Consider the following 12,175-nt stretch of genomic DNA (forward strand, 5'->3'; position numbering starts at 1 on the left):
CCGCCGCAGCGCCTGCTGATGGGGCCTGGCCCCATCAATGTGCACCCGCGCGTGCTGCGCGCCATGGGCGCTGACATGCTCGGACAGTTCGACCCAGAGATGACCGATTACATGAACCAGACGATGGCGCTTTATCGTCAGGTATTCATGACAGAAAACCGATGGACCTTCCTGATCGATGGTTCGGCCCGTGCTGGCATCGAGGCCGCGCTGACCTCGCTGATCGAACCGGGAGCCAAGGTGCTGCTCATCCGCTCTGGCCGGTTCGGCATGTTGCTGGGCGAGATTGCAGAGCGTCTGGGCGCCGAGATTGCCACGATCGATCTCGAATGGGGCCAGGTCGCCACCCTCGAGCAGATCGAAGCCGCCCTGGCGCAACATCGTCCAGCCGTGTTCGCGGCCATTCATGGCGATACCTCCACCACCACAGCCCAACCGCTCGAAGGCGTGGGCGCGCTATGCCGCCGGTACGGCGCGCTTTCCTATGTCGATGCCACGGCGACCCTTGGCGGCATGCCCGTGCGCACCGATGAATGGCAGATCGATGTGATATCGGCCGGGCTCCAGAAATGCATGGGCGGCCCGCCGGGCAGCGCGCCCATCACCATTTCCGACCGCGCTGCCGAATTCATCTTCTCGCGCCGCAAGGTCGAAAGTGGCATTCGCCGTGACGATATCAGCGACGGCACGCGTCCCTTCATCCGCTCCAACTATTTCGATCTGGCCATGATCATGGATTACTGGTCCGAAAAACGGCTGAACCACCATACCGAGGCGACCTCCATGCTCTATGCCGCGCGCGAATGCGCCCGTCTGGCGCTGGAAGAGGGTCTGGACAACCGCTTTGCCCGCCATGTCGCGGCTGGCAAGGCGATGGCTGAAGGGCTGCGCGGCCTCGGCCTCACCCTTTACGGGCAGGACGCCTATCGCATGAGCAATGTCACGGGGGTGTATATCCCCAAGGGCGTCGATGGGGAGCGGGTACGCGCCCGTATGCGTGACGAGTTTCAGATCGAGATCGGCACTGCCTTCGGCCCACTCATGGGCAAAATCTGGCGTCTTGGCGCAATGGGATACAACGCCGAGCAGCACAAGGTACGCCTTACCCTCGCCGCTCTGAAGACCGTTCTGGAGAGCGAAATCTGATTCCGGCGCACCCCCTGTCGAACCGACAGGCAAGGGTCAGACTTCAGAGGATGCGCACCACCAGGACTGGAGCTCCAGAAGGATGGCCCGCCTCAACCACTCTATCGCAGTATCCGCGGCAGAGCGCGCGGGGACAAGCAAGCGGATCGTCATCCGGTCCATTATAGGGGGAACCTGCGCTCTCTGAAGCGAGGTCAGGTCGCAATACGCATGTGCGATGTAATGCGGTACGATGGCAACGATTCCTGGGTGATTCAGTAGAGGAGGGATGTGACCAAAGCTCGGCACCGTCACGCTGACCCGCCTCTCATAGCCGAGCCCTCTGAGCGCATGATCGAACCGACTGAAGCGCCGAGCATGTTCGATCAATACGTGATCGAAAGCACAAAGCTCACTGATGCTCATCGTAGGACTGGAAAGGTTTCCCAGATTCGATCCAACGCATTCCATGATCAGTCTCCCTACCGGATACGCGATGCTGTCGGGATGGGCTCCCTGATTCGCTGTGACCCCGAGATCGATTTCACGCCTCTGGAAGGCGGCCTCTAGGCCATCAGGGGGAATTGCCCTGAATACAAGAGACAGTCCCGGCGCCATACACCGTAGCGTGTGCGTCATAGAGGGAGCCAGCCGATAATCAAGTCCGCTATCGCAGCCGATCACGAAATGACGTCGGCTCGTCAAGGGATCGAATGCCTCCGAATGCCCCAATGCCTCGCGCAGACGCCTGAGACTCTCTTCAATAACGGGAGCCATGGTGATCGCCCTGATCGTCGGCTGCATCCCCTGGGGAGTTCGTATGAAAAGAGGATCATCCGTTAGAGCACGCAGGCGCTTTAACGCAGCACTCAGTGCAGGCTGAGTGAGCGATAGACGTGAGGCTGCCTTACTCACACTGCGTTCATGCCAAAGCGCGAGAAAAGACTGTGCCAGATTGAAGTCTATCCGGGGCATATTCATGAGATTTATAGGTAAACAAAAATAAACCAATTTGACAATGTGTTTCTCAATCGAAACGATCATCGGGAAATAAGGCGCCTGAAACCCTGTCCGATGAGGTTCGTCATGATGCCACGCTCAACTGCATTTGCGGGGCTTACCCTGCTCGCACTCGCGGTAATCCCGGCCATCGCCCATGCTGCACCCGCCAAAGATCATGAAAAGCCCCGCCACAGAAATTCCATCCCGCCTAAGACCATCGCCCCGGTAAACGGGCCGGCCGAACCGGAAGAGGTCTCGGTGCGTGGTGGCATACGCAGCGCCAATGGCGTGACCAATACGACACCGGGAGGCGGGCTTATGGCCCGTCAGACGAAAGCTGGAGCGCAAAGTGCCATCACACGCGATTTCATCGCCAAACAGGCGCCCACAAGCAACGCCATCGCCATGATTTCCGCCCTCCCCGGCGTGATCTCCGCAAGCACGGATCCGCTCGGCCAATCAAGCACCGCCATGTCCATACGGGGATTGCAGCAGGCAGAAATCGGCTTCATGTATGAGGGCATACCGATCAATGATTCGATCAATTATACGCCCTATGTGCAGGCGATGGTGGATACCGACAATATCCAGTCTGTGACCGTGGCGCAGGGAGCACCCGATATCGGCGCACCGGTCTATAACGATGTCGGCGGTCTGGTCACGATCGGCCTGCGCGGCCCGCTGGACAGGATAGGTGGTACGGCAAGCCTGAGCTACGGCTCGAAATCGCTCGAACGCGAATTCGTCCGGTACGATACGGGCGAGATCGGCCATAGCGGTATCAAGGGCTTTGCCTCGTTCTCATCCACGACAGATAACCAGTGGCGCGGATCAGGTGATTTCCGCAAATTCCACGTGGACTCCAAGCTTATCAAGAACTGGGGGGAAGGCAGCAGCGCCGGGCTGACCTTCTCCTACGATAACTGGCAGCAGGCCAATTATCGGCCCATGACGCTGGCGCAATGGAAGCAGTACGGCAATTCCTTCAACTACGACAAAGCCTACAGCCCTGGAAATACGAGCTGGGTCGGGCTGAGGCAGTACCAGCGCCGCTCAACCGTGCTCATTGCTCCAGTGAAGCTCAGGCTCAGTCATGAGCTCACACTGGAAGTGACACCCGCTTACATGAACTACTCGGAGTTCTATTTCGGTGGCGTCTCCATCGCGAACAAGGGCTCCTATTTCGGTAATCAGCCCATCACGAATTTCAATCTGCCCGACCAGATCAACGGACGCACGACCGCGCTCAGCATCAACCCCGTTCCCCAGAAGACGGGATTCCTCAATACCGCACTGAGCTGGCATCGCGGCCATAACACAGCACGTCTGGGCTATATCTATAATTATATAGCCCTAGAGGAACCGATCTATTATGCCCCCGTCGACAGGCAGGGCAATATCGCGAACTACTATAACAAATATACGATCTCTCTGCCTGGCGGTCGGCAATATAGAACCCTCGACATGAATTTCGTTCATCAGATGAACGAGATATTCATCGAGGACACACTCAATCTGCTTGACGACAAACTGGTTCTCGAAGCCGGGCTGCGGTACCTGATGATCACCCGCGCCGCCACGAATCTTATCCCCGGCGTCACGCGCTACCGCGTGGGTGCCAGCTACGCTCAGCCTCTCCCCCAGGTCTCGGCGAGCTATCAGATCACGCCGCATGACCAGATCTATATCGATGGCACGACGGCTTATCGCGCACCGGCTTCCGTGCAGGTCTATGGCGAAGTCTTCTCGACCTCAAGCCCGATCCCGGCTTCGCAGCAGCGCTCTCTAAAGGGTGAGTACTCGATTGGAGAAGAGATCGGCTACCGTCACTATAGTCTCGTGAATATCTCCGTGTCCCTGTTCAATTACAATATTACCAACAACCAGATCACCTCGTCGCAGTACATCAACGGCATCCCGCTTCCCTCACCCATCGAGGCCGGAGGCAAGACCTCTCGCGGAATACAGGGTGAGATCGGCCTCCGCCCCTGGCATCACTGGAGCCCCTATGTCTCGGCGCAATATCTCCATGCCACGACAGACAACAACATCGCGGTGGCAGGTGATCTTCTACCGACACGCGGCAAGCGTGCTGTTCAAAGTCCGGCATTTTCGGCAGCTCTCGGGCTTTCCTACGATGACGGCACGATATTCGGCAATTTTCTTTTCTCCTATGTCGGCTCCCAATACGCGACGATCATGAATGACGAGAAAATCCCGGCTTACGAAACGGCAAATATCACGCTGGGCTACCGCCTGCGTCAGCTCTGGTTCGCGAATCATCCGCAGCTACAGCTCAATGTCGTGAATCTGGGGGCTAAGAACTATCTCTCCGGATTCCAGAGCATCTCGAACAATGCGAAGCCGACAAAAGGCATCTACGGCACCACGATTGCGGGCTCCTCCCCGCTGTATCTCAGTGCAGGCGGTATTGCCGCTATCGCATCCCTGACCACCAGTTTCTGATTTCAGCCTTTCAGGAGTTTACCTTCCCATGGCCAGACCGTTTCTCGCCCGGCTTGCTGTATCCACCATCCTGTTTCCTACCATCGTCATCAGCGTGTCGCAGGCTCATGCCGCCTCATGGCCGAGCGGTCAGGGGAGCGGTCAATGCAAGGTGACCAAACGCAGCGATGTCGCGGCAAAAATGCGCGACGGCACGATCCTGCGTGCCGATATCTACACACCGATGACTGATAAAAAGGTACCGGTCCTCCTTATGCGCACACAATACGGCAAGGAGGCAGCTCAGGTTCAGCCCTCACGGTATGAAAGCCCTCAATGGTTCGCCTCTCACTGCTATATCGTGGCTATCCAGGACATACGCGGCCAGGGCAAGTCTTCTGGCGTTTTCTATGAATATCGTTACGACCGTGATGACGGCTACGACACCGTGCAATGGGCCTCCACCTTGCCCGGTGCCGATGGCCAGGTCGCGATGTATGGGTCCTCTTATGTAGGGGCCACGCAATGGCTTGCAGCAACCGCAAGCCCTCCGGCACTGAAAGCCATCATCCCGTCCAACACGGGCGATGATTACTATGACGGGTGGAGCTATGAGGACGGTGCTTTCCGTCTCGCCTTCATTGAACCATGGATGCTGGATACGATCGCCTCATCGGCTGCTGCAAACCGGGGTGACATAGCCTTGTCCAAGGCCCTCTACGCCGATGGCAAGAACCCCTCGACCTGGATGACTTTTCTGCCTTATGGACGTTTTCCTCCCCTGCATCCCGACGATCCGAAGGTCGCACCCTATTTTTTCGATACGGTCGCCCATCCCACGCGCGATGCCTACTGGGAGGCATTCGAGATCAGAACCCATTACGACAAGGTCAAGATACCGGTACTCGCGTTCGACGGGTGGTATGACTCGTTTCTGACCGGGGCGATCAACAACTTCAATGGTATGCAGCAATTCGGTGGCTCAGAGCAGGCCCGCCATAACCAGAGGCTTGTGATCGGCCCCTGGGAACACATCGCCTGGGGACGTCCCGAAGCGATCGTGAGCCCGCGGCTCAAGGATATCGGTCCGGTAGCCAATAGTCCCGTCAATGAGCTGACCGTGCAGTTTCTGGACCATGTGCTCAAGGGTCAGGCAAATGGGTACATCGACGGCCCCCATGTCGATTACTTCACCATGGGGGAAAATCGCTGGCATGAGGCTGACAGTTTTCCCGTCAAAGGAACAGCCTATACGACCTGGTATCTGGGGAGTAAGGGGCGCGCCAACGCCTCAATGGGTGATGGAACGCTGACCCTCCAGAAGGAGAGCAAAGCCCCGAATGATCACTTCCTCTATAACCCGGCCAACCCGGTGCCGAGCCTCGGTGGCCATTCCTGCTGCTCGTGGACAGGCGGACCGCAAGGCCAGTTCGACCAGTCTGCAATCGAGCAGAGGCCCGACATCCTTGTCTACACAAGTGCACCTCTGACCGAACCCCTGAATGTCACCGGTCCGATCACTGTCACCCTGTTCGCCGCAACAGACGCCAAGGATACCGATTTCACCGCGAAACTCGTCGATGTGTTCCCGGATGGACGGGCCATCAATCTGAATAACGGCATCATCAAGGCCGCCTATCGACTGTCACTCGATCATCCAACGCCCATCACGCCCAACGAAATCACCGAATATCACATCAAGATCTGGCCCACTTCCAACCTCTTCAAACCTGGCCACCGTATCCGGCTGGAGATATCGTCCAGCGACTATCCTCAGTTCGCACCCAATCTGAACACGGGTGAACCACTGGCAACTGCCGCCAAAGGCGTGATTGCCAATCAGATCATCTGGCACGACCCGAAACATCTCTCGTCGATCACTCTTCCCATTCTCTCCACCGCCCTTACAGGGCCGGGCCTGGATCACGCCCCGCTTCATTAAGATCCTCACGAGGTATCTTCGGCAGGCGACGTGCTCGAGTGGCTCGTCGCCTCGCAGCCATTCTGGACCGTGACCTGACAGGTCAGGTCAGTCAGCTGGCCGGATCATGCACAGCGTTCAGACGGGAGAGAATCTGGGCAATCACGCGTCGGGAAGTCGCGAGATCCTCTTCGGGGATGCCATGCGTGGCATCCTCCTCGATCCCGCGTGACAGACGCAGCACCTCGTCGAGGCGTGCGAGGCCGAGATCGGTGATCTTCACATAGAATGCCCGACGGTCCTCCTCATCGGGCTCCCGGGTGATGAAAGCCTTCTCCTCCAGCATACGCAGGATACGCACCATCGAGGATTTATCGAGCAACAGCGCTTCCGCAATCTCCTTGGGATGCATGGGGCGACCATGACGCTGCAATTCGAGCAAAGGCTGCCAGGTCGCATCGGTCAGATCATGAGGCCGCAGCCCGGTATCGAGGATCTGACGCCAGCGCCTGGCAATCAGCGCCATGAGGCGCCCCATCGTCATGCTCTCGATCTGGTCGGTCATCAGGGAGCAGCCTCCGACAGATCGTCGGGGGCGGCATGGGTCAGATCGAGCTGCCCTGTGGCATGCGCCAGCGCCGCCGCCTTGGTGAAGGCCTGGGCAATGCTGACAGCCAGTGCTGCCTGAGCCTCGAAAAGGGCCGCAGCAGCAGTCGAGGCATCGGTCATGGTACCCACGCCATGGCCGTAGGCCTGGCTCGCCCCCTCATTAGCCGTACGCGCCGCGTCGTTGAGCACCTGCGCCGATTTGACCTGGGCCAGGGCGGTCTCGAGCGCATCCTGGCTATCGGCAACCTGACGCTCGACGCTCAGCCGATCCTTCAGAAGTGTGGCCTTCGCTGCCTCGCGCTGGGATTCGGCCATATGAATGGCGTTGGCCCGCAATCCGCCCTGATAGATCGGCCAGCTCACCTGCAGGAAAGCACCCGCCTCAGGCTGGGCAATGGCAGAAGCCGGGGCGGAGCGTCCCGTACCATAGGTCTTAAGTGCCCCCAGATAGCCCGACATCGTCCCGGCAAAGGAAACGCGCGGCATCAGCGCAGCTTTTGAGGCCAGAAGCGCCTCATCGGAAGCCCGCAATCTGGCAATATCGGCCAGCAGATCGGGACGCGAGGCCAGAGCCTGATCGACCAGATGCCTGATCTGCTCCGGTGCGCTATGAGGGAGGCTCTGCGCGGGCATCGGGGCCACGCCGAGCGCCAGCGTGGCGGGCAGACCTGTCACCTCCAGCAGGGCGTGACGCGCGCCATGCTCTGCATCGATTGCCTTGTCGAGGTCGAAACGCGCCTGGGCCAGGTTACGCTGGGCCGTCGCCACATCCACAATCGTGGCCTCGCCATGGGCGTGACGCGATTGCGCGGCATTCAGGAGCAGCGTCATGTTGTCCACTGCGTGATGCGAAGCCACGACAATGGCCTGTGCGGCCTGCTGGCTGTGATAGGCACTGATCACATCAAGGATGAGTTGCTGGTGAACGGCCGAGAAACCAAAATTGGCTGCCAGATTCTGGTATTTCGCCTCATCGATCTGGGCGCGTGTCCTGCCGAAATCGAGCAACAGATAATCGAGCTCGAGTTTGGGAAAGGCCGCAGCCCCATTCGAGGTCAGGTAACCGCGCTCGGAAAGGTAGTTAGGCAAGGGCAGCGCCATACGCTGGAATCCCCCCATGGCGGAAAAGGTAAGCTGCGGCAGCATGGCCGCGCGTGACATGCCTACCGAGATGGCCGCCTGGCGCGCGGATTCCCAGGCGACGCGTGTGCGCGGGTTGTTGCGCTCCGCCAGATCGATCAGCAAGGGGAGCGACAGAGCGTGATCCTGTGCCTCGGGCAACGCAATACCGACACGACCCAAGGGCGAAACACTCCCCTGGGCCTCGGTCCGGGCACCGGCTTCCATCATGGGGTCGCGTATGTCGGGGGGCAGGCTCAGCCCCGTCGCGCTGCGTGGATGCCAGGCGCGGTCGGCCCGCTCCGGCGCCAGATCACGTGTGTCATTGCACCCTGACAGAACGGCCGCGACCAGAAAGAGAGGGAGAACATGTCGGGTCATCGGAAAGCGCAATCCTGCATATCGGGTCATCAGCCCTGCCTCACGGACAGGGTGGAATCGGGGTCGTAGCTCCGGACAATCTGCCTCAGCCGCTCATCGAGCAGACCGAACCAGACCATGCGCTGCGGATCATGGGCCATCAGGGGCAGGGCAGGCAGGCGTAGTTGCAGATCGAGCCCGTCACGACCGTCTTCGAGCCATCGGGCCAGTTCGTCGAGCCAGAGCCTCAGGGTTTCCATATGGGCGCGCGCTGTCTCATCCGGTTCACGCCGCACATCGGAGATCACCGCAACCGGGATCGACAGGAGCTGGATATCGCCCACCAGAGGCAGGGTGATATCCGGAATGAAGGCATTGCCCTTCAGGCGCTCTTCCTCGAAGGGTGCGTTACGCAGGGCGGTACGCGTCGCGGCAATGGCGCGTCCGAACTTCTCGCGCTCCATCTCCTGAGCAATATCGACCGCCCCGTCGGGATGCGCGCGGCGCAGCACGATCAATTGCCCCAGTTGCCGCACTGCCCCAACAAGATGGGCGCGCGCCACATGGGTTGCGCTCACGGGCCACAGGGCGGCCGCCATCAGATAAACCACCACATTACCGATCAGGATGCCCACCACGCGGTTGCGCGCCGTCTCCATATCGAGCGTCGGGCCATAGCCCTGCAGAATGGTCATGAAATAGGCCATGGCAATCTGCACCCCGGCATAGGAGATGCGCTCACTGCCGCTCTTGATCCAGCCGGCAAAGGCCGCCACCGGAATCACGACCAGGATCAGATCCAGACAATCGGTCAAGGCAGGCATGAGCAGCAGGATTGTCCCGATGCCCAACACGGCACCGATCATGGCCCCCACAACACGCAGGAGCATCTTGTGCACGGAGTCGCCAACCGTGCCGAGCGAAACAAGAAAGCACGTGACCACGCAGGTCTGTATACCCGGCCAGGACGTGAAGCGGGTAATGGCGTAGCAAAGCACCACCGACAAGGCGATGCGAATGGCGGCCTGAGGATAGGCCGGGTTGGTAAAGGCATCAGGTTTGAAGAAGCTGCGCGCCGCCGCCTTCATTTCAGGGGCAAAGCTTGCCGCTGTGGTTTCGGGACGGATCAGCAGGCCATGAATGATGGTGACGCTTCGTATGAACTCCTGGGCCAGTGGGTAGAGGCGCGGATTATCGCCAAACTCCATGGCCAGGGCTTCAAGTTCATCCGGGTCGAAATCGATGGCGGGAGCGCGCTCGCGCCCATGGCGATAGACCAGCCCGCACTGCGCCACGATCTGCCCCATACGATGCAGGAAACGCGCCCCGGCGGCTTCGCCCAGTCCGCTCCAGGCCACGACGATCATGACCAGACGCGCCGTATTGCGGATCATCGCGAGACCCACATGGCGGCTGGTGATCTCGGGATGCAGCTTCACGCCCAGATCATGATACTGGCGCAAAAGCGCCACGCCCTGAGCTGCCAGCGCCAGAATGGTCTGCATCGTGGCGCTGCCAGGCAGCGCCCCAGCCTCGCAGGCTTCGGAGACCGCATCGAACCGTCTGGCCAGCCCCTCACGCAGCATGGTGAGCGGATCATGGCCAGCCAGACGATTGGCCACCACAATGATTCCCAGTGCGATGACAAAGACCGATCCTACCCAGAGCAGCGTATGAAGCATCGCCTCTTCAGGTGGCATGAAGGCGGAATCCGGCACGGCGCTATCAGTCGTATTGCCGATGAAGCCGTCGAGCTGGCCGCCGATCGTCTGCAACATATCGGCACTCATGCCCATATAGACGATCCAGAAAAGCAGGATATTGGCGAGCTGCCCCATGGTCATGGCCTGGGACAGAAACCCGGCGGCCAGTGTCATGAGCAGCATGAGCGGCAGGCGCAGCCCCGGCTCCGAGAGGCTCAGCATCATCAGGATGATCGTGAGCGCGGTACCCGCCACAATCATCGCGCCACCCATCAATGCCGTGCTGGTATTGGAGGCCGCGTCATTGCCCGACAGAAAAAAGCAGATGAAGACGAGCACCGGCAGATCGGGCACGCGAAACGTCTCACCGATCAGAATGGTCACGATCACCTGTGCCACCAGAAGCACCGTATTACGGGCACGCCCGGGGACAGGGGCCATTTCCTTTTTCAGAAATGCGTAAGTCGAGGGCGGCTGGGTGTGCCATGAGCGCCGCAGCGCGACAACGCCCCCCTGTCCGGAGGGGGTCATCGCATCACGACCACAACGACGGTCGCTCCGATACGCATCAGATCGGTTGGCGGGTTGTCCAGACGGATACGCACCGGAAAACGCTGCGCAATCCGCACCCAGTTCAGCGTTCTCGGCACTTTGGGCAGGCCATTCGCGCTTGTGCCCTCATCAGGCACTACCCCGGCATTCAGGCTCTCGAGCGTGCCCGTGATCGGTGTGCCAGGCTGGCTCATGGCATAGACCCTGACCTTCTGCCCCACGGCCAGACCCGCCAGCTGTGTCTCGCGAAAATTCGCGATCGCCCACCAGATCTCGGTATCGACAAGGGTAAAGACCGGCTTGCCCGTCGTGGCATATTCGCCCGCTGCGATGTTGAGATCGGTCACGATCCCGTCGCAGGGGGCCCGCACCGTGGTCAGACGCAAATCACGTTCGGCTTCGCGCAGCTGCGCCTGGGCTGCCGCCAGATCGGCGCGCAAAGGCGCGGCGCTGCGTGTCTCGGTACGCGCCTGGTCGAGGGCTTCACGGGTCACGAAGCCCTGTCGCGCCAGAGGGGTGAGCCGTCCTTCAGTGGCCTGAGCGAGGGTCAGGCGCGCGCGCGCGCTCGTGACAGCGCTCGCCTCGGCCCCTGCATGGGAGACCTGCGAACTGACCTGGCTGGTTTGTACATCGATCTGGGCCTGGAGGCCCTCAACCTGCGCCCGGGCGGCCTGAACGCGGTAGGTGTAGGGCTCGGGATCAATCACATACAAGATCTGTCCGCGCTTCACCTTTTCATTGTCATGGACCGGGAGAGAAACGATACGCCCACTGACCTCAGGCGCCAGATGCACAATATTGGCCGCAACATAGGCATCTTCCGTTCGCGGGCGACTATGTAAACGATCCAGCACGAGGAAACCCGTGATCACACAGGCTGCAAGCGACAGGATCAGCAGCGCGATCCCGCCGATACGGGAGGAGAGAGAGTTCATGTCAGCGCCGCCTAATGACCGAAAAACAGGAGCCAGACCACGAAGGTGATGGCGACCATGAAGGCAAGATAGGTCAGCATCGGCGCTGGAATGGCCTGCTGCCAACCCAGAGCTCCCACCACTGCGCGCAGCAGCGCCGCAGCCACCGCGCCAAGTGCGACGCAAAGCATCCAGGATGGAAAGAAGGAGCCCAGCACATCCTGCAGGGGTGCTCTTGTACAACCGCTCAGCCCGATGGCCGGGAGCAGCAATACCCCGCGCGAAAGGGGCGAGGATCGGGGGGCGACAGGGTCGGTCATGATGCTTCTATCGGGCTTCGAAAAACGGAGCCCAACCGAAGCACGGATATGGTTTACATATCAACCATATAATGGGCCGAAATCCTGGTGTCTCTCGCTTGTGAT

The 12,175-nt window shown here is 59.9% G+C and carries 9 protein-coding genes and 1 pseudogene; 3 read left to right on the forward strand and 7 right to left on the reverse strand.

Annotation, left to right across the window (positions count from 1 at the left end; translation table 11 throughout):
* The first annotated feature begins 18 nt into the window (after positions 1–18).
* Complete coding sequence (locus WFJ47_RS10430; protein WP_336762912.1) at positions 19–1,146, forward strand: alanine--glyoxylate aminotransferase family protein; 1,128 nt, start codon at positions 19–21, stop codon at positions 1,144–1,146.
* Positions 1,147–1,182: 36 nt separating this feature from the next.
* On the opposite strand, the gene WFJ47_RS10435 is transcribed toward WFJ47_RS10430, so the two are convergent.
* Both WFJ47_RS10435 and WFJ47_RS16550 read right to left on the reverse strand, forming a co-directional pair.
* Positions 1,183–1,902 carry a LysR substrate-binding domain-containing protein gene (locus WFJ47_RS10435; RefSeq protein WP_233581840.1) on the reverse strand — a complete coding sequence of 240 codons (720 nt, stop codon included), beginning with the start codon at positions 1,900–1,902 and terminating at the stop codon, positions 1,183–1,185.
* A gap of 27 nt (positions 1,903–1,929) precedes the next feature.
* Positions 1,930–2,169 (reverse strand): annotated as a pseudogene (locus WFJ47_RS16550) (LysR family transcriptional regulator); the annotation flags it as partial.
* Positions 2,170–2,211: 42 nt separating this feature from the next.
* Between WFJ47_RS16550 and WFJ47_RS10440 the strand changes: the two are divergent.
* Together WFJ47_RS10440 and WFJ47_RS10445 are read left to right on the forward strand one after the other, a co-directional pair.
* Positions 2,212–4,593 (forward strand): TonB-dependent receptor plug domain-containing protein, encoded by a 2,382-nt coding sequence (locus tag WFJ47_RS10440; protein WP_336762839.1) that lies wholly within the window; start codon positions 2,212–2,214, stop codon positions 4,591–4,593.
* Between the two features lie 28 nt (positions 4,594–4,621).
* Entirely contained in the window at positions 4,622–6,514 is a 1,893-nt protein-coding gene (locus tag WFJ47_RS10445) for a CocE/NonD family hydrolase (protein ID WP_336762841.1), read from the forward strand.
* A 91-nt stretch (positions 6,515–6,605) separates the two neighbouring features.
* Here the strand turns inward: WFJ47_RS10445 and WFJ47_RS10450 are convergent, their stop codons facing one another.
* The 5 genes from WFJ47_RS10450 to WFJ47_RS10470 are packed head-to-tail and all read right to left on the reverse strand — an operon-like array spanning position 6,606 to position 12,070.
* On the reverse strand, positions 6,606–7,058 hold the full coding sequence (locus WFJ47_RS10450) for a MarR family transcriptional regulator (protein WP_336762842.1): 453 nt from the start codon (positions 7,056–7,058) through the stop codon (positions 6,606–6,608).
* Positions 7,058–8,602, reverse strand: a complete 1,545-nt coding sequence (locus WFJ47_RS10455; RefSeq protein WP_336762844.1) for a TolC family protein — start codon at positions 8,600–8,602, stop codon at positions 7,058–7,060. Before WFJ47_RS10455 ends, WFJ47_RS10450 begins: the two co-directional genes overlap by 1 nt.
* Before the next feature lie 29 nt (positions 8,603–8,631).
* Positions 8,632–10,815 (reverse strand): FUSC family protein, encoded by a 2,184-nt coding sequence (locus WFJ47_RS10460; protein ID WP_336762845.1) that lies wholly within the window; start codon positions 10,813–10,815, stop codon positions 8,632–8,634.
* Complete coding sequence (locus tag WFJ47_RS10465; RefSeq protein WP_336762847.1) at positions 10,812–11,771, reverse strand: efflux RND transporter periplasmic adaptor subunit; 960 nt, start codon at positions 11,769–11,771, stop codon at positions 10,812–10,814. The genes WFJ47_RS10460 and WFJ47_RS10465 overlap by 4 nt, the downstream gene beginning before the upstream one ends.
* A gap of 11 nt (positions 11,772–11,782) precedes the next feature.
* Positions 11,783–12,070 carry a YtcA family lipoprotein gene (locus WFJ47_RS10470; RefSeq protein WP_336762849.1) on the reverse strand — a complete coding sequence of 96 codons (288 nt, stop codon included), beginning with the start codon at positions 12,068–12,070 and terminating at the stop codon, positions 11,783–11,785.
* Positions 12,071–12,175: the final 105 nt, after the last annotated feature.

It is taken from the genome of Asaia sp. VD9 (genome assembly GCF_037150015.1).
Lineage (GTDB): Bacteria > Pseudomonadota > Alphaproteobacteria > Acetobacterales > Acetobacteraceae > Asaia.

Excerpts from the sequence above, each read along its gene's own strand:
- WFJ47_RS10430 (WP_336762912.1), top strand. The coding sequence starts at position 19 with ATGGGGCCTGGCCCCATCAATGTGCACCCGCGCGTGCTGCGCGCCATG.
- WFJ47_RS10435 (WP_233581840.1), bottom strand. The coding sequence starts at position 1,902 with ATGGCTCCCGTTATTGAAGAGAGTCTCAGGCGTCTGCGCGAGGCATTG.
- WFJ47_RS10440 (WP_336762839.1), top strand. The coding sequence starts at position 2,212 with ATGATGCCACGCTCAACTGCATTTGCGGGGCTTACCCTGCTCGCACTC.
- WFJ47_RS10445 (WP_336762841.1), top strand. The coding sequence starts at position 4,622 with ATGGCCAGACCGTTTCTCGCCCGGCTTGCTGTATCCACCATCCTGTTT.
- WFJ47_RS10450 (WP_336762842.1), bottom strand. The coding sequence starts at position 7,058 with ATGACCGACCAGATCGAGAGCATGACGATGGGGCGCCTCATGGCGCTG.
- WFJ47_RS10455 (WP_336762844.1), bottom strand. The coding sequence starts at position 8,602 with ATGACCCGACATGTTCTCCCTCTCTTTCTGGTCGCGGCCGTTCTGTCA.
- WFJ47_RS10460 (WP_336762845.1), bottom strand. The coding sequence starts at position 10,815 with ATGACCCCCTCCGGACAGGGGGGCGTTGTCGCGCTGCGGCGCTCATGG.
- WFJ47_RS10465 (WP_336762847.1), bottom strand. The coding sequence starts at position 11,771 with ATGAACTCTCTCTCCTCCCGTATCGGCGGGATCGCGCTGCTGATCCTG.
- WFJ47_RS10470 (WP_336762849.1), bottom strand. The coding sequence starts at position 12,070 with ATGACCGACCCTGTCGCCCCCCGATCCTCGCCCCTTTCGCGCGGGGTA.